We start from the raw sequence: 20,654 nt of genomic DNA, 5'->3' as shown, positions 1-20,654 counted from the left end.
TTCCGGCGGGGCGTTTATGCGTTCCACGTGCGTATCAACAACACACCGGAACGGTGCGGCCCTCCAGCCGTTCGATTCCGGGATGACGGGGTATGCGGACGCAGGTCCGAGGCTTTGAAGATCGACACGCGGGCCGCGGACAGGTCCGCCCGAACCGGGGACGAACCAGAATGCGCATCCAGCGCCGTTACACGCAGGCCGGCCGTTCACCCTATGCGGACATCGCGTTCCGCAAGGCGACGAGCGAGATTCGCAATCCCGACGGGTCGGTGGTGTTCCGTCTCGAAGCCATCGACGTGCCCGAGCATTTCTCGCAGGTCGCCACCGACATCATCGCGCAGAAGTACTTCCGCAAGGCGGGCGTGCCGGCGCGGCTGAAGAAGGCCGAGGAAGAGACCGTCCCGTCCTTCCTCTGGCGCGGCGTCGCCGACGAGAAGGCGCTCAGCGCCCTGCCCGAGAAGGACCGCTTCACCGGCGAGACCGATTCCCGCCAGGTCTTCGATCGTCTGGCCGGTACCTGGACCTATTGGGGCTGGAAGGGCGGCTATTTCGATTCGGAAGAGGACGCGCAGGCCTTCTTCGACGAGCACCGCTTCATGCTCGCCATGCAGATGGCGGCGCCGAACTCGCCGCAATGGTTCAACACCGGCCTGCACTGGGCCTATGGCATCGATGGTCCCAGCCAGGGCCATTTCTATGTCGACCATGTCACCGGCAAGCTCACCCGCTCCAAGACCTCCTATGAGCACCCCCAGCCGCATGCCTGCTTCATCCAGTCCGTCTCCGACGATCTGGTGAACGATGGCGGCATCATGGATCTGTGGGTGCGCGAGGCGCGCCTGTTCAAGTACGGCTCGGGCACCGGCTCCAACTTCTCCGCCCTGCGCGGCGAGGGCGAGAAGCTCTCCGGCGGCGGCCGCTCCTCCGGCCTGATGAGCTTCCTCAAGATCGGCGACCGCGCGGCGGGCGCCATCAAGTCGGGCGGCACCACCCGCCGCGCCGCCAAGATGGTGGTGGTCGATGTCGATCACCCCGACATCGAGACCTATGTCGACTGGAAGGTGAAGGAGGAGCAGAAGGTCGCCGCTCTCGTCACCGGCTCCAAGACCGTCGCCAAGCACATGAAGGCCGTGATGAAGGCCTGCGTGAACTGCGAGGGCGAAGGCGACGATTGCTACGAGCCGGAGAAGAACCCCGCCCTGAAGCGCGAGATCCGCGCCGCCAAGAAGGCGCAGGTGCCGGAGAACTACATCCGCCGCGTCGTGCAGTTCGCCAAGCAGGGCTACACCGACATCGAATTCCCGATCTACGACACCGATTGGGACTCCGAGGCCTATCTCACCGTCTCCGGCCAGAACTCGAACAATTCGGTGCGCGTCGACGACGCCTTCCTGAACGCGGTCGAGGCCGATGCCGACTGGAACCTGACCTCGCGCATCACCGGCAAGGTGGTGAAGACGCTGAAGGCACAGGATTTGTGGGAGAAGATCGGCCACGCCGCCTGGGCCTGCGCCGATCCCGGCATCCAGTTCCACACCACCATCAATGACTGGCACACCAGCCCGGCCGGTGGCCCGATCCGCGCGTCGAACCCGTGCTCGGAATACATGTTCCTCGACGACACGGCGTGCAACCTCGCCTCGCTGAACCTGCTGCAGTTCCGCAATGCGGACGGCACGTTCGATGTCGAGAGCTATGAGCATGCCTGCCGGCTGTGGACGGTCGTGCTCGAAATCTCGATCCTGATGGCGCAGTTCCCCTCGAAAGAGATCGCCCAGCTTTCCTACGACTACCGCACCCTCGGCCTCGGCTACGCCAATATTGGCGGCCTGCTGATGACCTCCGGCATCCCCTATGATTCGGACGCCGGCCGCGCCTATTGCGGCGCGCTCACCGCCATCATGACCGGCGTCGCCTATGCCACCTCGGCCGAGATGGCCAAGCAGCTCGGCCCGTTCCCGGAATATCAGCCCAACGCCGCCCACATGCTGCGGGTGATGCGCAACCACCGGCGCGCCGCCTATGGCGAGCGCGAGGGCTATGAGGGGCTGAGCACCAACCCGGTGCCGCTCGACCATGCCAAGGTGCCCGAGGCGCTGCTCGTGGAGCGTGCCAAGGCGACGTGGGACCTCGCCCTCTCGCTCGGCGAGGCGCATGGCTACCGCAACGCCCAGACCACGCTGCTCGCGCCCACCGGCACGATCGGCCTGGTGATGGATTGCGACACCACCGGCATCGAGCCCGACTTCGCGCTGGTGAAGTTCAAGAAGCTGGCCGGCGGCGGCTATTTCAAGATCATCAACCGCGCCGTGCCGGAGGCGCTGCGCACGCTCGGCTATTCCGAGAGCCAGCTCGCCGAGATCGAGGCCTATGCGGTCGGCCACGGCTCGATCACCCAGGCGCCGGCGATCAACCACTCGACCCTGCGCACCAAGGGCTTCGACGACGCCATGCTGTCGAAGATCGACGGCAGCGTGAAGGCGGCCTTCGACATCAAGTTCGTGTTCAACCGCTGGACGCTGGGCGACGAGGCACTGGCCAAGCTCGGCGTTCCCGCCGACAAGCTGGCCGATCCGGCCTTCGAGCTGCTGCCCTTCCTCGGCTTCTCCAAGAAGGACATCGAGGCCGCGAACATCCATGTCTGCGGGGCGATGACGCTGGAGGGTGCGCCCTTCCTCAAGACGGAACACTATCCCGTCTTCGACTGCGCCAATCCGTGCGGGCGCATCGGCAAGCGCTACCTCTCGGTGGTCAGCCACATTCTGATGATGGCGGCGGCGCAGCCCTTCCTCTCGGGCGCGATCTCCAAGACCATCAACATGCCGAACGAGGCGACCGTCGAGGACTGCAAGGAGGCCTATCTGCTCTCCTGGCGCCTGGCGCTGAAGGCCAACGCGCTCTACCGCGACGGCTCCAAGCTCTCCCAGCCGCTGAACTCGCAGCTCATCTCCGACGAGGATGACGAGGAAGACGCGGTCGAGGCGCTGCTGGAGAAGCCCGCCGCCGCCCGCGCCACCCAGATCACCGAGAAGGTGGTGGAGAAGATCGTCGAGCGCGTCATCGCCATGCGCGACCGCGAGAAGATGCCGGACCGCCGCAAGGGCTACACCCAGAAGGCGGTGGTCGGCGGGCACAAGGTCTATCTTCGCACCGGCGAATATGATGATGGCCGCCTCGGCGAGATCTTCATCGACATGCACAAGGAAGGCGCGGCGCTGCGCTCCTTCATCAACAATTTCGCCATCTCGGTGTCGCTGGGCCTCCAGTACGGCGTGCCGCTGGAGGAATATGTCGACGCCTTCACCTTCACCCGCTTCGAGCCCGCCGGCCCGGTGCAGGGCAATGAGGTGATCAAGTATGCCACCTCGATCCTCGACTACATCTTCCGCGAGCTCGCCGTGTCCTATCTCGGCCGCCACGAGCTCGGCCATGTCGAGCCGGGCGAGTCGCATTTCGACGCGCTGGGCAAGGGCGTGGACGAGGGCAAGGCCTCGCCGACCTCGGCCGCCTCGCGCATGGTCTCCAAGGGGCTGATGCGCGGCAAGAATGTGAGCCTGATGGTGGTGCCGGCCGGCACCCCCACCGCGCCCACCAGCGCGGCCGCCTCCAACGTCACCGCGCTACGCGGCGGCATCCAGGGCGCCACCGCGCTCAAGGCCGAGCCGCTGGACGAGGACGAGCCGGAACTGGGCGCCACCGACGCCCTCCCTTGGTCCGCCCCTGCGGCGGCCCCGGCGGCCGGCCCGACCAAGGCGGAAGCCCGCGCCATGGCCCGCGCCAAGGGCTATGAGGGCGAATCCTGCCCCGAGTGCCAGAACTTCACCATGGTGCGCAACGGCACCTGCCTGAAGTGCGAGACCTGTGGCTCGACGACGGGGTGCTCGTGACGCACTGACCGCTGCTTAGGCGGATGCGTCACTGAATCCTGCACAACGGCGCAAACCGTTCGCTCACCCTTTCTGAGGGTTGAGCGAACGGTTTCAGGCGGAAATGGCGCGAGATGCGCGACCACGAGGTGACCCGTGGTCTCTGCACAAGCCGCACGTCACCCGCCCCCGGATGCCCCTTCCCGTCCCGGGCGAACGGTGAACGGATGTCCAAAACCAGGCCTGCTGGCTCCCGCGTCGCTACCGTCTAGTTTGGCAAGGGCTGCGGACCTGCTTGTCGACGTCTCAACATGCATCATTCGAGCTTATCGATATGAGAGTCTGGGCTAATAATACCATCGATGCTATGAACGTTGCGTTTTAGTCCTGTGGTCGCCCTGATATGAAACGCTCGAATAAATCCAATATTCTTTATTGGTTGAAGGGCGAAGATACGCAGAATTTCGGTGATTTCCTGTCGGAATATCTCGTGTCACGTCTGTTCTTCGGCTATCGGGCCGATGTTTCAGGGGTTCACATTATAGGCAGCGTGATGGACGACATGTTCGTTCCGCTGCGGGCGCAGAGTGGCCACCCCGTGGTTTTCTGGGGATGCGGCATCCGTGAAGCCGGAGGTCTCTCTCGCGAGAAATGGCCGGCCGTCGAGATTCAAGCCGTCCGCGGACCATTAAGCGCCTCCGAGCTTGAGCTTGGCGCATTCGCGCCGCAGGGCGATCCGGCCTTCCTTCTGCCGGCGCTCTACCGCCCGCAGAAGCTGGACTGGCTGGCGGGCAAGTCCATCTGCGTGCCCCATTTTCACGACAAGCGAGACGATCGCACCCTTCTTGCCGCTTCCGGCTGCGATGTTGTCGTGCGGCCCAATATCGAGAACAACGAAAAGGCGCTGACCGATGTCATCGACGCCATTTTCTCGGCCGATTTCGTACTGGGCTCGGCCATGCATGCCTGCCTGGTCGCCGCGGCCTATCGGCGACCATTTGCCTATTGGCGCGCCGACACGATCGACCTGCCGTTCAAATGGCAGGACATCTCGCAATCGCTCAATATTCCCTGCGAATTCGTCGCCGGTATCGACGAGGCACGGCGCCATTACGACACCGTCATCGCGCCGTCGATCAGGCTGCCAAGCCTGCTGCCGAGCCTGCTGCGCGCACCTTTGCTCGTTCGTGCATCGGGGCTGATCGACGTTCTGCGGTGGCACCAGGAAGAGAGAGCGGACGCCGGCACGTCTCCAACCGCCCTCGACGACGCGCAGGCTCTGGCCGACTTCGCGACGCAGCAGCAGCGCCTGTTCGACGGCATTCTGGAGGAACTGCGAACCAGCCAGCAGCGCCTGCGGGAGCTGGAGCGCTTGCCCGGCCAGTCGTCGGATCACCAGCGCTCGCTTCTCGGCAGGGTGCTGTTTCGACGCGATGGCAAGCCGGCTCGCGGCTTGCGGCGCATCCTGTTCCACAACAATGGCAAGCCGCGCCGTATCTTCCGGTCCTGGGTCATCCGCCAGGGCGTCCCTACGCCACCGTTCCGGCAATGGATGGAAAGCGAAGACTACCTGGCATTGCCGAAGGCTCATCGTCGGCCTTCCAGTCCCCCGCCCTTTACCCTCGTTCCCAGCGCTTTTGGTCCATCCACCGCGCCCGCCGCGCCGTCAGATCGCACCCTCGCCGGGAAGCTGACGCCCGAGGGCCGCCGGTGCGTTCTCATCATCGACAGCGTCTATCCAACGCCGGATCGCGATTCCGGATCGCTCGATGCGATCAATTTCGTCCGTATCTTTCAGCGGATGGGATACAGCGTCTATTTTGTGGCAAAGAGCCATTTTCAATCCAAAGCGCTGAATGAGATTGCGAGAGCGGCCAAGGAAAGCCTTGAACGAACGGGCGCTATCGCTGTCGATGACACTTACGCATCAAGTATATTTGACTTTATACGTGCAAATGGGTCGTTATTCGAGCTCGTATTCCTTTCGCGCGTTCATCATGGCGGACAATTTTTCGAAACTGTCCGCGCGCATAGCCGACACTCCAAGATTATATTCAATACGGTAGATCTTCATTACGTCAGACAACGCCGGGAAGGCAGCCTCGAAGGGAATCGCGCAAAGATCGATGAAGCGCTTCATACGCGGGAAAGGGAGTTGGACCTGATCCGGCTTGCCGACGCGGCGATCGTCGTATCGGATGAGGAGTTGAAGCTTCTCGAAGAAGAAGTGCCGGGCGCCCCCGTCTACGAGGTTCGGCTTATCCGAGACGTTCCCGGCCGGCGCGCAGATTTCGCGGCGCGACGCCATATTGGCTTTATCGGCGGCTATCGGCACCTGCCCAATCTCGACGGCGTTAGGCATTTTCTGGATTCGATATGGCCCCTCGTGCTGCGCGAGCTGCCGGATGCGCAATTCCATCTGATGGGCGCGGACATGCCCGACGACCTGCGGAGACGGACCGACCGGGGACTGGTCTTCATCGGCCATGTCGCTGACCTCCGCGAGACTTTCGAAGCGTTGCGGCTGACCGTTGCGCCCCTGCGCTACGGCGCTGGCACCAAGGGCAAGGTTATCTCAAGCCTGTGCCACGGCGTTCCCTGCATCTGCACGTCAATCGCGGCCGAGGGAATGAGGCTCTACGAGGATGGCGGTATTCTTGTGGCCGATGACCCCGCTGAATTCGCCAAGCTCGTGGTTCGCGCCTACCGGGACGAAGAACTCTGGCAACGGCTCTCCGATAGCGGGCTGCGGCGCATGCGTGAACGCCACAGCTTCGACACAGGCGTCGCCCGCATGAAGACGATCGTCCAGGGGCTCGGCCTCGCCCCACCTCCTCCGCCCTAGAGGACGTCCGGGGAAAGCCGGTTCGCCTGATGTGCTCCAGGCTCTTGTTGTCACGCATTTTCTCACGCGAACCGAAACCCGGTTCACTCGAAATGCTCTAGCCCAAAAAGAAAGCCGCCGGCCCGGCGGGGCCAGCGGCTTTCCCTTGTTTACGCAAAAGCCGGCGCCAGGGCCGGCCTGCGATCAGCCGACGCGGAGATTGACCGCCGAGGTCTTGCCGGAGCGCTGATCGGTCTGCAGCTCGAAGGACACCTTCTCGCCGTCACGCAGGCCCTGCAGGCCCGAACGCTGAACCGCGCTGATGTGGACGAAAACGTCCTTGCCAGCGCCATCGGGCTGAATGAAGCCGTAGCCCTTCTGATCGTTGAACCACTTCACGGTGCCGGTCTGGGTAGACATTAGGATAGTCTCACGTATCGAGGTTGCACATCCGGCGCAGGCACGGCCCCGCCGCTGGGTCGAATTTGGAAGAAAAGCTGAACGTGCACCCGCAGGTGAAACGGCCCAGAGTCCAGCCAAAGTCTGCGCGAGAGACTACCGCGAATGGCCGTGTTTGCAAGAGGCGCGGATGGTAGATGCAGAGCTTCCGCAGCCGAAATGTCGTCGCTCCAAGGAACGACGACATTGTATTGAATCTAACCGGACGAAACCGTCCGATTCCAGCCCGCGCCGCGTCAGAGCGGACGCAGATCAACCGCCGAGGTCTTGCCCGAGCGCTGGTCCGTCTGCAACTCGAAAGAGATCTTGTCGCCGTCGCGCAGGCTTTGCAGGCCCGAGCGCTGCACCGCGCTGATGTGGACGAAAACGTCCTTGCCGCCATTGTCGGGCTGAATGAAGCCGTAGCCCTTCTGCTCGTTGAACCACTTAACCGTGCCGGTATCCGCCATCAGAGACAACCTTCGAGACCAGTGAGACACCGGCGAGCACCTGCGGCACCCGCCGAATTGCGCCGAGCCCCGCCAGCCGGCGGCACCTTGCGGCACCTCGCGTCTGGCGAATTCGCGCTGCGGTTAGCTTGGTCAGAAATATGTCAATTCCACGGCAAAACCCGCCACATTTAGGTCATAAAGCAACCGGTGGGCGAAAAAGTGCCGCTGCGTCATTTCCCATGCGCACGGACGGGACCTCTGCCCGCCCTGGCCGGGGGTTAGAGCCGGTCCGGTGAAGGCCGGTTCACCGGACCGGCTCCAGGTTTTTGTCTTTACGGATTTTCTTCACGCGAACCGGACGCTACTCCGCTCGAAAATGCTTTAGTAGCAATAGTTCTTGCTGACCTTGATCACCTGCCCGTTGGGGTAGCGGTACAGGCACTTGCCGCCGGACCAGTAGTAGTACGACTTGTTCTTGTTCTTCTTCTTGTCGCTCTGGTTGCCGATGATCGCCCCGGCGGTGCCGCCGATCACCGCCCCGGCCACCGCGCCGCCAGCCTTGCCGGTGGTGGCGCCGCCGATGATCGCGCCGGCCGTCCCGCCGATGATCGCCCCGACCGCGGTGTCATTGGCCCGCGCCGCTCCGGGTGCGAAGCCGAGAAAGCCGGCGGCCAGCGCCAGCGTCGCAAGCGAGAAAAGGGCACGCATCGGTCAGATCTCCGCTGGGGCGAGGCCGTCCTCCGACTCCCGCGCAAGGCCCGGAGACACCGCAGCGCGCGGCAAGCCGCCGCGCGCGAGTCGGGCCCGGACCTTTAGGGTATCATGAGGCCGCCCCGGCGCAGAAGCGCGCTATCGGGGCGCGCCTCCGGCCTTTTCGCACGGTGAACCGCCACGCGGGGCCGGCGCGGCGCGCCGCGCTCAGGCGTGCTGGGCTTCCACCACCGCGATGGCGGTCATGTTGACGATGCCGCGCGCCGTCACCGAGGGGGTGAGCACATGCGCCGGCCGCGCCGGGCCGAGCAGGATCGGGCCGACGGGCAGCGCATCGCCGAACACCTTCACCATCTGGTAGCCAATATTGGCGGCGTCGAGATTGGGCATGACGAGGATGTTGGCCACGCCCTGCAGGCGCGAGCCCGGCAGCACCCGCTCGCGCATTTCCGGCACCAGCGCGCTGTCGCCCTCCATTTCGCCATCGACCATCAGGTCGGGGGCGCGCTGCAGGATCAGGTCGAGGGTGCGGCGCATCTTCAAGGCGCTGTCGTCGTCGCGGCTGCCGAAGTCGGAATGCGAGAGCAGCGCCACCTTCGGCTCGATGCCGAAGCGGCGGACATGGGCGGCGGCGAGCTGCGCCATCTCGGCCAGGTCCTCGGCGGTGGGGTCGGCCTGCACCTGGGTGTCGCAGAGGAAGAACGCGCCCTTCTGCGTCAGCAGCATGGACAGCGCCGCCACGTCGCGCACGCCCGGCGCCAGGCCGATAATGGTCCGGATGTGGCGCAGATGGCGGGTGAAGCGCCCCTCGACGCCGCACAGCATGGTGTCGGCATCGCCGCGCACCACCGCGATCGCCGCGATCACCGTCGGCGTGGTGCGCACCAGCGTGCGGGCGAGCTCGGGCGTCACGCCGCGCCGGCCGGCGCGCTCGACATAGGTGGTGACATAGTCGCGGTAGCGCGGATCGTCCTCGGGGTTGATGAGGTCGAATTCGCGGCCGGGGCGAATGGACAGGCCGAAGCGCTGCAGCCGGGTCTCCACCACCGAGGGACGGCCGATCAGGATCGGGCGGGCGATGCCCTCCTCCACCACCACCTGCGCCGCGCGCAGGATGCGCTCATCCTCGCCCTCGGCGTAGATCACGCGCTTGGGCGCCTGCTTGGCGAGGGCGAAGATCGGCTTCATCACCAGGCCGGAGCGGAAGACGAAGCGGTCGAGCTGCTCCTGATAGGCGTCGAAATCGGCAATCGGCTGCTTGGCAACGCCCGATTCCATCGCCGCCCGTGCCACAGCCGGCGCGATGCGCAGGATGAGGCGCGGGTCGAAGGGCGAGGGAATCAGCGAGGCCGGGCCGAACACCGGCGTCTCGCCGCCATAGGCGCGGGCGACCACGTCGGAGGGCGTCTCGCGCGCCAGCTCGGCGATGGCGTTGACCGCCGCGACCTTCATCTCCTCATTGATCGTGGTCGCGCCGGCATCCAGCGCCCCACGGAAGATGAAGGGGAAGCACAGGACATTGTTGACCTGGTTGGGGAAGTCCGAGCGGCCGGTGCAGATCATCGCGTCCGGGCGCGCCTCGCGGGCGAGGTCGGGCATGATTTCCGGCGTCGGGTTGGCCAGCGCCATGATCAGCGGGCGCTCGGCCATCGCCGCCAGCATTTCCGGCTTCAGCACGCCGCCGGCGGAGAGGCCGATGAAGATGTCGGCGCCGGCGATCACCTCGGCCAGCGTGCGCAGCTCGGTCTTCTGGGCGAACACCCCCTTATAGGGGTCCATCAGCTTTTCGCGGCCCTCATAGACCACGCCCTCAATGTCCGTGACCCAGATGTTCTCCAGCTTGGCGCCCATGGAGCGCAGCAGGTTCAGCGTGGCGATGGCGGCCGCGCCGGCGCCTGACGTGACGATCTTCACGTCCTCCAGCTTCTTGCCGCCGAGGAACAGCGCATTGACGATCGCCGCCACCACGATGATCGCGGTGCCGTGCTGGTCGTCATGGAAGACCGGGATCTTCATGATCTCGCGCAGCCGGGTCTCGATCTCGAAACACTCGGGCGCCTTGATGTCTTCGAGGTTGATGCCGCCGAAGGTGGGTTCGAGCGCGGCGACCACGCTCACCACATGGTCCGGCTCCAGCGCGTTGATCTCGATGTCGAACACGTCGATGCCGGCGAATTTCTTGAACAGGACCGCCTTGCCCTCCATCACGGGCTTGGAGGCTTCCGGGCCGATATTGCCGAGGCCGAGCACGGCGGTGCCGTTGGAGACCACGGCGACGAGGTTCTGCCGGGCGGTCAGTTCCGCCACCAGCGACTTGTCGGCGGCGATCGCCTCGCAGACGGCGGCGACGCCGGGCGTATAGGCCAGGGCAAGATCGCGCTGGTTGGCGAGCGGCTTGGTCGGCTGGATCTCAAGCTTACCGGGACGCGGGTGGCGGTGGTAGAACATGGCGCCAGAGCGCAGATCGTCGGAGATGTAAGAGGCCATCGTGTTTCCTTCCCCGGAGCTTGGCGCGGGAGCATAGGGATTCTGCTCACGGGCACAACGCCCTTTCCCATTTTCTGGTGCTGGACTTTGGACGGTTGGTTTAAGGTGGGCCATCGGCCGGCACGACACTGCCAGCCCGTCCGCCTCAAACCGTTCCCCGGCACGTCCCCAGATCCCGCCCCCAGGTCAGCCTCGCATGCGCAAGCCGTTTCTCATTGCTCTCAGTGCCTTCGTCGTCCTCGGCGTCGGCGGCTATTTCGGCCTCACCGCCTATGTCAACCATGAGGCGCGCAGCCAGGTTGAGGCGGCGCTGGGCACGCTACGGGCGGGCGGGGTCGAGGCGAGCGTCGGCAAGGTGAACTATGACCTGTTCGCCGGACGCTTCGAGCTGGCCGACCTCTCGCTCGTCGGGCCGGTGCAGGGCGCGCTGAAGATCGGCTCGCTGGTGGCCGACGGGGTGGCGCAGCGCGGTGCGGACCGGGTCTTCGCGCAGACGGTGGAGCTGGGCGATGTCGCCCTCAGCCCGCCGCTCCTGCTCGGCGCGCCGAACATCAGCCAGTACAAGGCGCCGCGCGTCGCCATCACGGCGCTGGAATTCCCCACCCAGGCGTCGGTCGATGGCAGCCCGCCGCAGATCGCCCTCGACTTCCTGCGCAAGATCACCGCCGAGCGCATCGACATCCCCGCCTCCACCGGCACCGGCACCGCCGGCACAGGCGATGCGCGCGTGACCAGTGAAGAGACAAATGGGGACATCCAGCTGGGACAGCTCGCCAATGGGCGCTTCGCCACCCTGACGGCCGAGCCCTCGCGCTTCACCATCGCCGGCCCGTCGGGCAGCATCGGCCAGGGCTCGATCGGGCGCGTCGACATCAAGGGCTTCGACGTGGCGGGAATGATGATCCTGCTCGATTCCGAGCTGCGCGAGGCCAGCGACCAGTTCATCACCATCCACGACTCCGTCGCCATGGAGAATTACGACGTCACCCTGGAAGGCGGGGTGGCGCAGCGCATTGCGCGCCTGTCGATGACGGATGTGGCGATCCGGCCCTCCGCGATTCCCGTGGAGGAGCTGCTCGCCGCCCGTGAGCAGCTGGAGAAGATCGCGGCCGCAGGCGCCGAGGCCCCGCCCGAGGAAACCGCCGCGCTTTTCCGGATGGCGGCTGTCATTTACGACGAAGGCGTGCGCATAGGCGGCATGGCCGCCGAAGGGGTGGAAGGCGCGGCACCAGGCGGCTTCGCCTTCGGCCTCGGCTCCTTCACCGTCGGCACCATCGATGGCGGGCGGATGGAGAACTTCGCGCTGGAGAAGCTCACCGCCAAGGGACCCGATGGCGAGGCCTTCCAGATGGGGCGCTTCGCGATGGGCGGCCTGAAGGCCGGCACGCTGATGGCGCTGCTGGCGGACGGGGCGGAGAATCCCGCCGATATCGGCCGCTGGCCGGCGCCGTTCTTCAACACCGTCGAGTCGGTCGAAATCACCAATGTGGTGTCCCCTACCGAGCAGGGCTCGCCGCTCAATATCGACCGATTCGCCCTCACCTGGACCGCCGAGCCGGACGCCCTGCCGACCCGCATTTCCGCCACGCTGCGCATGAGCGGGCCGACCGCCATGATCAACGCCGGCAATTCCGCCTTCGCGCTGGTGCCGGGACAGGTGGACCGGGCCAGCATCGCCATGGATTTCGGCGCCGCCTGGAACGAGGCGGACGACAGCGTGCTGGTCGACCCCGCCTATATCGAAGTCTCCGACGCCTTCTCCTTCAACGCCAGGCTCACCTTGAGCGCGGTGGACGATTCCGTCTTCTCCACCCAGCCGGACGAGGCGCTGGCCGGGGCGATGGAGGTCAATCTCGGCGCGCTCGACCTCACCGTCACCGATGCCGGCCTCTACGACCAGAAGCTTGAGGCCGCCGCCAAGGAGCAGGGGCTGAAGCCGGAGGACATCCGCCAGCTCTTCGCCGGCTTCGCCGACCTGCTGCTGGCGCAGGCGGTAACGGACCGGCCGGAACTCGGGCCGGCGGTGGAGGCCTTCGTCCGCTTCGTGCAGAAGCCGATGGGCACGCTGGCTTTGCGCATCACCCCGCGCCACGAGCCGCTGCCGGTGCTGCTGATCGTCGAGGCGCTGAACAGCGAGGACCCGCTGGGACTGGTCGACGAGCTGAATGTCGAGACGCTGCCCGCGCGCTAGGCAGCCGCGCCCGGCTCAAACAAAAGGCGGCCGGTGGCCGCCTTTTTTCGTCAATGACCACCGCCCGCCGCACCTCGCCGGCAGGCGAAGCGGCCTACTTCTCCGGCAGGTTGGTGCGGATGTGCAGCTCGCGCAGCTGCTTCGGGCTCGCCTCGTTCGGCGCCCCCATCAGAATGTCCTGCGCCTGCTGGTTCATCGGGAAAATCGAGATCTCGCGCAGATTCGTCGTGCCGCACAGCAGCATGACGATGCGGTCGACGCCGGCCGCCATGCCGCCATGCGGAGGCGCGCCATACTGGAAGGCGCGGTAGAGGCCGCCGAAGCGCTCCTGCACCGTCGCCTCGTCATAGCCGGCGATCTCGAACGCCTTCACCATCGCCTCGGGGCGGTGGTTGCGGATGCCGCCCGACGCGATCTCATAGCCATTGCAGGCGATGTCGTACTGGAACGCCTTAATGGTCAGCGGGTCCTGGTTGTTCAGCGCCTCCAGCCCGCCCTGCGGCATGGAGAAGGGGTTGTGCGAGAAGTCGACCTTCTTGTCGTCCTCGCTCCACTCGTAGAACGGGAAATCGACGATCCAGGCCAGCTCGAAGCGGTCATGGTCGACCAGCTTCAGCTCCTCGCCCACCCTGGTGCGGGCGAGGCCGGCGAAGCGGACGAACTTTTCCGGGTTGCCGGCGACGAAGAAGGCGGCATCGCCGGCGCCGAGGCCAAGCTGGGCGCGCACCGCCTCGGTGCGCTCCGGGCCGATATTGTTGGCGAGCGGCCCGGCGCCCTCATTGCCCTCGCGCCACATGATGTAGCCAAGCCCCGGCTGGCCCTCGCCCTGCGCCCACGAGTTCATGCGGTCGCAGAAGGCGCGGGAGCCGCCGCCGGTGCCGGGAATGGCCCAGACCCGGTTCTTCGGGTCTTCCAGCATGCGCGCGAACACCTTGAAGCCGCTGCCGCGAAAATGCTCGGAGACGTCCTGCATCTCGATCGGGTTGCGCAAATCCGGCTTGTCGGTGCCGTATTTCTGCATCGAGGTGGCGTAGGGAATGCGCGGCCAGTTCTTCGTCACCGGCTTGCCGTCGGCGAATTCCTCGAACACGCCCGTGATGACCGGTTCGACCGCGGCGAAAACGTCTTCCTGCTCGACGAAGCTCATCTCCAGGTCGAGCTGGTAGAACTCGCCCGGCAGCCGGTCGGCGCGCGGGTCCTCGTCGCGGAAGCAGGGGGCGATCTGGAAATAGCGGTCGAAGCCGCTCATCATGATCAGCTGCTTGTACTGCTGCGGCGCCTGCGGCAGGGCGTAGAACTTGCCGGGGTGCAGGCGCGAGGGCACCAGGAAGTCGCGCGCGCCTTCCGGCGAGGAGGCGGTGAGGATCGGCGTCTGGAATTCGAAGAAGCCCTGGCCCTTCATCTTCGAGCGCATGGCATCGACGATGGCGCCGCGGGTCATGATGTTCTTGTGCAGCTTCTCGCGGCGCAGATCGAGGAAGCGGTAGCGCAGCCGCGTCTCCTCCGGGTACTCGACATCGCCGAACACCGGCATGGGCAGCTCGGCGGCCGGGCCCAGCACCTCGATCTCGGTGGCGTACATCTCCACCTGCCCGGTGGGCAGTTCGGGGTTCTCGGTGCCGGCGGGGCGCGAGCGCACCCGGCCATCGACCCGGATCACCCACTCGGCACGCACCGTCTCGGCCAGCTTGAAGGCCGGGCTGTCGGGATCGACCACCACCTGCGTCAGGCCGTAATGGTCGCGCAGATCGATGAACAGCACGCCGCCATGATCGCGGATGCGATGGCACCAGCCGGAGAGCCGCGCGGTGGAGCCGACATCGCTGGCGCGCAGGGCGCCACAGGTGTGCGAGCGATAGCGGTGCATGGCGTCTTCCCGGAGTTGGTGCCGCCGAGACGTGGCGGACATAGCAAAACACCCCTCACGCGGGGCGCGCGGAGGGGTGCATGCGAGGCTCGGCTTTGTCAAGAAGGACAGGCGGCCGCCTTGTGTTCAAGGCGGCGCCGGCCGCAAGCGATCAGGGCACGTAGCGCAGGTTCAGCCCGCCCACGCCCAGCGCCAGCGACGCCCCGACATTGCCCTCGACGGAGATCGGGTTGAGCGCGAACGACTTGTCGGAGCCGACCAGCACATTGGCGCCGATGCCGACGCCCAGCGCCACGTCGCCGGTCACGCCGCCATAGGGTCCGGCCAGCGCGCCGGGGGCTACCGACTTGGTCAGCGCCAGCACGCCCCAGGTCAGCACGCCGCCGCCGGTAACGCCCAGTTCGACGCCGATATTCTTGATGGTGCCGGCGTAGCGCTGCTCGGGGCCGTTATCGGCCGGGGTGTAGGTGCAGGTCAGTTCCTGCTTGGACTCGATCAGCATGCCGATGCTGGCACCGGCATTGCAAACCAGCACGCCAGCCTTGACCCGCTCGGCGGCGGAAGCGGGCACGAAAGACAGCGCCAGAGCGGCGGTGGCGAGAGCGAAGGCGGTCTTTTTCATCGATATCCCCCAGTCATGGCGGGCACCCCGCCGGAAAGCCTTTGCGACTCGTAGCCGCGAATGGTTAATCCTTTCGCCAAATTGCGGCATGTTTCGGGGTCGAAACGGCGCTCCGACTCCGATATGTAAAAATCAACATGAACATGATCACCAGCACAGACGAACTCGCCGCGGCCTGCGAACGCCTCGCCCGCCACCCGTTCATCACCGTCGACACCGAATTCCTGCGTGAGACCACCTTCTGGCCCAAGCTCTGCGTCGTGCAGCTCGCCAGCGTGGACGAGGCGCTGGTGGTCGACGCGCTGGCGGAGGGCATCGACCTCGCGCCGTTCTTCGCGCTGATGTCGGACGCCAATGTGCTGAAGGTGTTCCACGCCGGCCGGCAGGACATCGAAATCGTCTGGCACCTCGCCGGCATCATCCCGCACCCAGTGTTCGACACCCAGGTCGCGGCCATGGTGCTCGGCCATGGCGACTCCATTTCCTATGACCAGCTGGTGCAGCGCCTCACCGGCGAGGTGCTCGACAAGTCGCTGCGCTTCACCGACTGGTCGCGCCGCCCGCTCTCCGCCGCCCATGTCGCCTATGCCGAAGCCGACGTCACCCATCTGCGCGACGTCTTCCTCAAGCTCGACGCCGACCTGAAGAAGCGCGGCCGCGCCGACTGGGTGGGCGAGGAGATGGCGGTGCTCACCTCCGCCGACACCTACCGGCAGGAGCCCGAGCGCGCCTGGGAGCGGCTGCGCTCGCGCGCCCGCAAGCCGAAGGACCTCGCCGTTCTGATGGAAGTCGCCGCCTGGCGCGAGCGCGAGGCGCAGGCCCGCGACACGCCGCGCTCGCGCATCCTCAAGGACGATGTGATCGGCGAGATCGCCTCGCAGCACCCGACCACGATCGAGAAGCTCGGCCAGCTGCGCGCCATCCCCAAAGGCTTCGAGCGCTCCCGCGCCGGCGAGATGATCGTCGAGGCGGTGAAGGCGGGCCTTGCCCGCGACCCCAAGACCCTGCCGCGCATCGAACGCGACCGGCCGCTCTCCAACGGCGCCTCGGCGACGGTGGAGCTGCTGAAGGTGCTGCTGCGCATGACCTCCGAGCAGCACGGCGTCGCCGCCAAGATCATCGCCACGGTGGACGATCTGGAGCGCATCGCCTCCGAGGACGAGCCCGATGTCGGCGCGCTGCGCGGCTGGCGCGGCGAATTGTTCGGCGATCGCGCCTTGGCGCTGAAGTCCGGCCGGCTGGCGCTGGCCATGCAGCGCGGCCGCGTCATCGCCATCGAACGGACGGCGCTGGAGCGGGCCGCTCTGGACCGGGCAACCCCCGAGGAGTGAGCGCGCCGCCGGCGCCTGCTAGCGGGCCGACCTGCGCACCCGCCGCCGCAAGACTGCGCAATCAGCAGGGTTTCTAGCGGTGCGGACAGGACAAATCGAGCCGGAGCGGAGCCCCCCGGCCGAACCCTACCCTGCCAGAACCGTTGATTCCCGGCCGATCAGCCGGGCCAGCGTGCGCAGACGGTTGGCGATGCGGTCGCCGCTCAGCGGCGCCAGCTCGCCGCGCAGCTGCAGCGCCAGCTTGCCGCGTTCCACCGACAGCGGCGTCAGCGGCAGCGTGCCCGGCATGGCGGCGGAGAGGATATAGGCCACCCGCATCGCCGCGCCGAGAATGCGGGCCCGGTCCAGCAGCCGCGCCGACACCAGCTCGCGGATGCGCGGCGACAGGTCCTCGTCGATCAGCCCCATGTGCCGGTAATAGATCGCCAGTGCCAGGAAGGCGCGGCCGGGGTGATCCACGCCGATGAAGGAGGCGTGGGCGATGAGGTTGAGGCTCTGCTCGCCGCGATAGTCGGGATGCGCCCGCCAACTGATGTCGGAGAGCAGGCAGGCGGCATGGCGCAGCCGCTTTTCCTCGACGCTCTCGTCGATGCCGCTGCTCTTCATGAACTGGTCGGTCCAGTCAATCAGCTCCCAGCCATGGGCGGGGGAGCGGGCGCGGACTTCGTTCAGCTCGGCGGCGGCGGTGATTAGCGGGTCGTGCTGGCGCTCCTCGACCTCCAGCAGCTCATAGAGCAGCCCCTCGCGCACGCCCTGCGCCGAGATGAAGACATTGGTCGGCTTGCCGATGCGGATCAGATGCTCCAGCACAACCGCGCCATAGGGCAGCAGCGGCCGGCGGACATCGGACACCGTGTCGATGCGCGAGAGCGTGTCGATCGGCACCTGCCGCACCAGCCGGCAGAACTCCAGCGCCTCGCGGGCGGGGATGATGTAGCCGTGCATCACATGCAGCGGATAGCCGCGCTGGAACATGTGCAGCCGCGCCAGCGCGCGCCAGGTGCCGCCCACCGCATAGAAGGTGCGCCCCTTGAGATGTTCGAGATGCGGGTCCTTGGTCAGGAGGTCCTTGACGATCTTGTCGGCCTTCTTCAGCGAGCGGCCGGACGTGTCCTGCAGCGCGAGCCCGCCGAGCGGAAAGGTCACGCCCGAGCCGATGCGCTGGCCTTGCAGGTCCGCGAGTTCCAGCGAGCCACCGCCGAGATCGCCGACCACGCCATTGGCGTGGTGCACGCCCGAGAGAATGCCGAGAGCGGAAAGCTGCGCCTCGCGCTTGCCCGAGAGCACCTCCACCTCGGTGCGGCAGATTTCCGTGCAGGCGGCGACGAAGTCCGGCCCGTTGGCGGCGTCGCGCGCCGCCGCGGTGGCGAGCACATAGACCTTGCCCACCCCCATGCGGTCGCACAGCACCCGGAAGCGGCGCAGGGCGGCCAGCGCCTTCTCCACCGCGTCCGGGTTGAGCCGGCCGGTGGTCAGCACCTCGCGACCGAGCCCGCAGGAGGCCTTCTCGTTGAAGATCGGCGTCGGCGAGCGCGACAGGCGCTCATAGACGACGAGGCGGACAGAGTTGGAACCGATATCGATGACGGCAACCGACATGCCGGACAACAGGCCGTGTCCGGCATCACGCAACACTTCGCTCATGCGCTCACGTCCGATCGCGACGGCGTAGGAGGTTGCGGGGCGAGGATTCCTTAAGCGACTTGCCACGTCCCGACAGGCTCGGATTGGTCATGAAATACTGCTGGGCGTTGAACTTTTCCTCGCCCTCGCCGGGCACTATGCGCTGCGAGGAGCCATCCGACAACACGCGCCAGCTCTGCTGGTTGTCCTGCAGGTTGGCGACCATGATCTGTTCGAGAATCTGCATGTGCACGGTCGCGTTGGTGATCGGGCACAACGATTCCACCCGCCGGTCGAGATTGCGCGGCATCAGGTCGGCCGAGGAGATGTAGAGCGCCGCCCCGGTATGGGGCAGGCCGTGGCCATTGCCGAAGCAATAGATGCGCTCATGCTCCAGGAAGCGGCCGACGATCGACTTGACCCGGATATTCTCCGACAGGCCCGACACGCCCGGACGCAGGCAGCAGATGCCGCGCACCACGATGTCGATCGGCACACCGGCCTGGCTGGCGCGGTAGAGCGCATCGATGATCATCGGGTCGACCAGCGAGTTCATCTTCAGCCAGATCGCCGCCGGCTTGCCGGCCTTGGCGAATTCCATCTCGGCGTCGATATGGTCGAGAATCTGCTTCTTCAACGTCAGCGGTGCGATGGCCAGCTTCTCCAGCCCCACCGGCTCGGCATAGCCGGTGATGAAGTTGAAGATGCGCGCCACGTCGCGGCCGATCGCCGGGTCGGCGGTGAAGAACGACAGGTCGGTGTAGATGCGGGCGGTGATCGGGTGATAATTGCCGGTGCCGACATGGCAGTAGCTCGACAGCGCCCCGCCCTCGCGGCGGACCACCAGCGAGAGCTTGGCGTGGGTCTTCAGCTCCAGGAAGCCGAACACCACCTGCACCCCGGCGCGCTCCAGGTCGCGCGCCCAGCGGATATTGGCCTCCTCGTCGAAGCGCGCCTTCAGCTCCACCAGCGCCGTCACCGACTTGCCGGCCTCCGCCGCCTCGGCCAGCGCCTTGATGATCGGGCTGTCGGAAGAGGTGCGGTAGAGCGTCTGCTTGATGGCGACGACGTTGGGGTCGCGGGCCGCCTGGCGCAGGAACTGCACCACCACGTCGAAGGATTCATAGGGGTGGTGGACCACGAGGTCCTTCTCGCGGATGGCGGCGAAGCAGTCGCCGGCATGGTCGCGGATGCGCTCGGGGAAGCGCGGATTATACGGCTTGAACTTCAAATCCGGCCGGTCGACGCCGACCAGCTGGCTGAACTCGTTCAACGCCAGCACGCCGTCGACGAGGAAGATCTCGTCCTCGACCACGCCGAGCTCGCGGGCGACGAACACACGCAGCTCCTCCGGCATGGAGGCGTCGATCTCCAGCCGGATCACCTGCCCCAGCCGGCGGCGCTTCAGCGCCGTCTCGAACTGGCGCATCAGGTCCTCGGCCTCTTCCTCGACTTCGAGGTCGCTGTCGCGGATGACGCGGAAGCCGCCCTGCCCCTTCACCTGATAGCCGGGGAACAGGCGGCCGATGAACAGGCCGATCATCTGCTCCAGCGTGATGAAGCGCTGCACCCCGCCCTCGCCATCCGGCAGGCGGATGAAGCGGTCGATCTTCGCCGGCACGCGGATCAGCGCGTTCATCCGGCGACCGTCATGGATACGCGAGAGCTGCAGCGCCAGCGAGAAGCCGAGATTGGGAATGAACGGGAAGGGATGCGCCGGGTCGATGGCGAGCGGGGTCAGCACCGGGAAGACATGGGCGAGGAAGAAGTCGTCGAGCACCGCCCGGTCGGCCTTCTCCACATCGGCGCCGTCCACCAGCACGATGCCGCAGCCGATCAGCGACTGCCGCAGCCCGCGCCAGCGCGCCTGCTGGTCCTCGGCGAGTTCGGCCGCCGCCACGCCGATGCGCGCCAGCTGCTCGATCGGGTTCAGCCCGTCCGGGCTGCGGGCGGTGTAGCCCTCGCGCACCTGCTCCTTCAGGCCGGCGACGCGGACCATGAAGAACTCGTCGAGATTGTTGGCCGAGATGGAGAGGAAGCGCAGCTGCTCCAGCATCGGGTGCTCGGTGTTGGCGGCTTCCTCCAGCACACGGCGATTGAATTCGAGCCAGGAGAGTTCACGGTTGATGAAGCGCTCCGGCGACTTCATCAGCTCGTCTTCCAGCGGACGGGGCGGCACCGTCGGCTGAATGGGCATCTCGGTCAGTTCGACAATCGGCTCGCCCTGCATTTCCGTCTCGCT

At 66.3% G+C, this 20,654-nt stretch carries 12 protein-coding genes; 4 read left to right on the top strand and 8 right to left on the bottom strand.

Going from position 1 to position 20,654, the window contains the following annotated elements; all coding sequences use genetic code 11:
* Positions 1-170: 170 nt before the first annotated feature.
* Positions 171-3,887 carry a vitamin B12-dependent ribonucleotide reductase gene (locus BLO63_RS16925; RefSeq protein ID WP_091442950.1) on the top strand — a complete coding sequence of 1,239 codons (3,717 nt, stop codon included), beginning with the start codon at positions 171-173 and terminating at the stop codon, positions 3,885-3,887.
* Between the two features lie 382 nt (positions 3,888-4,269).
* Complete coding sequence (locus BLO63_RS16920; RefSeq protein ID WP_091442947.1) at positions 4,270-6,711, top strand: glycosyltransferase; 2,442 nt, start codon at positions 4,270-4,272, stop codon at positions 6,709-6,711.
* 183 nt (positions 6,712-6,894) lie between these two features.
* On the opposite strand, the gene BLO63_RS16915 is transcribed toward BLO63_RS16920, so the two are convergent.
* The 4 genes from BLO63_RS16915 to BLO63_RS16900 form a co-directional block, all read right to left on the bottom strand.
* The gene (locus BLO63_RS16915; protein ID WP_013165949.1) at positions 6,895-7,110 is read right to left on the bottom strand and encodes a cold-shock protein; all 216 of its coding nucleotides are present in this window, start codon (positions 7,108-7,110) and stop codon (positions 6,895-6,897) included.
* 275 nt (positions 7,111-7,385) lie between these two features.
* Complete coding sequence (locus BLO63_RS16910; protein WP_018390360.1) at positions 7,386-7,598, bottom strand: cold-shock protein; 213 nt, start codon at positions 7,596-7,598, stop codon at positions 7,386-7,388.
* 363 nt (positions 7,599-7,961) lie between these two features.
* Complete coding sequence (locus tag BLO63_RS16905; protein ID WP_091442944.1) at positions 7,962-8,288, bottom strand: glycine zipper domain-containing protein; 327 nt, start codon at positions 8,286-8,288, stop codon at positions 7,962-7,964.
* 210 nt (positions 8,289-8,498) lie between these two features.
* Positions 8,499-10,778 carry an NADP-dependent malic enzyme gene (locus BLO63_RS16900; protein WP_091442942.1) on the bottom strand — a complete coding sequence of 760 codons (2,280 nt, stop codon included), beginning with the start codon at positions 10,776-10,778 and terminating at the stop codon, positions 8,499-8,501.
* A gap of 196 nt (positions 10,779-10,974) precedes the next feature.
* On the opposite strand from BLO63_RS16900, the gene BLO63_RS16895 reads away from it, so the two are divergent.
* Positions 10,975-12,969, top strand: a complete 1,995-nt coding sequence (locus BLO63_RS16895; protein WP_091442939.1) for a hypothetical protein — start codon at positions 10,975-10,977, stop codon at positions 12,967-12,969.
* A gap of 94 nt (positions 12,970-13,063) precedes the next feature.
* Here BLO63_RS16895 and aspS read toward each other — a convergent pair whose 3' ends face one another.
* Both aspS and BLO63_RS16885 read right to left on the bottom strand, forming a co-directional pair.
* Positions 13,064-14,836 (bottom strand): aspartate--tRNA ligase, encoded by a 1,773-nt coding sequence (aspS, locus tag BLO63_RS16890; RefSeq protein WP_091442937.1) that lies wholly within the window; start codon positions 14,834-14,836, stop codon positions 13,064-13,066.
* Between the two features lie 151 nt (positions 14,837-14,987).
* Positions 14,988-15,458, bottom strand: a complete 471-nt coding sequence (locus tag BLO63_RS16885; protein ID WP_091442935.1) for a DUF992 domain-containing protein — start codon at positions 15,456-15,458, stop codon at positions 14,988-14,990.
* A 137-nt stretch (positions 15,459-15,595) separates the two neighbouring features.
* Between BLO63_RS16885 and rnd the strand changes: the two genes are divergently transcribed.
* Positions 15,596-16,789: a ribonuclease D gene (rnd, locus tag BLO63_RS16880; protein WP_091442932.1), complete on the top strand. Its 1,194-nt coding sequence runs from the start codon at positions 15,596-15,598 to the stop codon at positions 16,787-16,789.
* Positions 16,790-16,915: 126 nt separating this feature from the next.
* Here the strand turns inward: rnd and ppx are convergent, their stop codons facing one another.
* Both ppx and BLO63_RS16870 read right to left on the bottom strand, forming a co-directional pair.
* Positions 16,916-18,433: an exopolyphosphatase gene (gene ppx / locus BLO63_RS16875; protein WP_091442930.1), complete on the bottom strand. Its 1,518-nt coding sequence runs from the start codon at positions 18,431-18,433 to the stop codon at positions 16,916-16,918.
* Between the two features lie 4 nt (positions 18,434-18,437).
* The gene (locus tag BLO63_RS16870; protein WP_091442927.1) at positions 18,438-20,642 is read right to left on the bottom strand and encodes an RNA degradosome polyphosphate kinase; all 2,205 of its coding nucleotides are present in this window, start codon (positions 20,640-20,642) and stop codon (positions 18,438-18,440) included.
* Positions 20,643-20,654: the final 12 nt, after the last annotated feature.

It is taken from the genome of Ancylobacter rudongensis (assembly GCF_900100155.1).
Lineage (GTDB): Bacteria > Pseudomonadota > Alphaproteobacteria > Rhizobiales > Xanthobacteraceae > Ancylobacter > Ancylobacter rudongensis.
The sequence above is the reverse complement of the archived record's forward strand: the minus strand, read 5'-3'. Positions and strand labels throughout refer to the sequence as shown.

Coding starts and splice junctions, on each gene's coding strand:
- BLO63_RS16925 (WP_091442950.1), top strand. CDS start 171: ATGCGCATCCAGCGCCGTTACACGCAGGCCGGCCGTTCACCCTATGCG.
- BLO63_RS16920 (WP_091442947.1), top strand. CDS start 4,270: ATGAAACGCTCGAATAAATCCAATATTCTTTATTGGTTGAAGGGCGAA.
- BLO63_RS16915 (WP_013165949.1), bottom strand. CDS start 7,110: ATGTCTACCCAGACCGGCACCGTGAAGTGGTTCAACGATCAGAAGGGC.
- BLO63_RS16910 (WP_018390360.1), bottom strand. CDS start 7,598: ATGGCGGATACCGGCACGGTTAAGTGGTTCAACGAGCAGAAGGGCTAC.
- BLO63_RS16905 (WP_091442944.1), bottom strand. CDS start 8,288: ATGCGTGCCCTTTTCTCGCTTGCGACGCTGGCGCTGGCCGCCGGCTTT.
- BLO63_RS16900 (WP_091442942.1), bottom strand. CDS start 10,778: ATGGCCTCTTACATCTCCGACGATCTGCGCTCTGGCGCCATGTTCTAC.
- BLO63_RS16895 (WP_091442939.1), top strand. CDS start 10,975: ATGCGCAAGCCGTTTCTCATTGCTCTCAGTGCCTTCGTCGTCCTCGGC.
- aspS (WP_091442937.1), bottom strand. CDS start 14,836: ATGCACCGCTATCGCTCGCACACCTGTGGCGCCCTGCGCGCCAGCGAT.
- BLO63_RS16885 (WP_091442935.1), bottom strand. CDS start 15,458: ATGAAAAAGACCGCCTTCGCTCTCGCCACCGCCGCTCTGGCGCTGTCT.
- rnd (WP_091442932.1), top strand. CDS start 15,596: ATGAACATGATCACCAGCACAGACGAACTCGCCGCGGCCTGCGAACGC.
- ppx (WP_091442930.1), bottom strand. CDS start 18,433: ATGAGCGAAGTGTTGCGTGATGCCGGACACGGCCTGTTGTCCGGCATG.
- BLO63_RS16870 (WP_091442927.1), bottom strand. CDS start 20,642: ATGCAGGGCGAGCCGATTGTCGAACTGACCGAGATGCCCATTCAGCCG.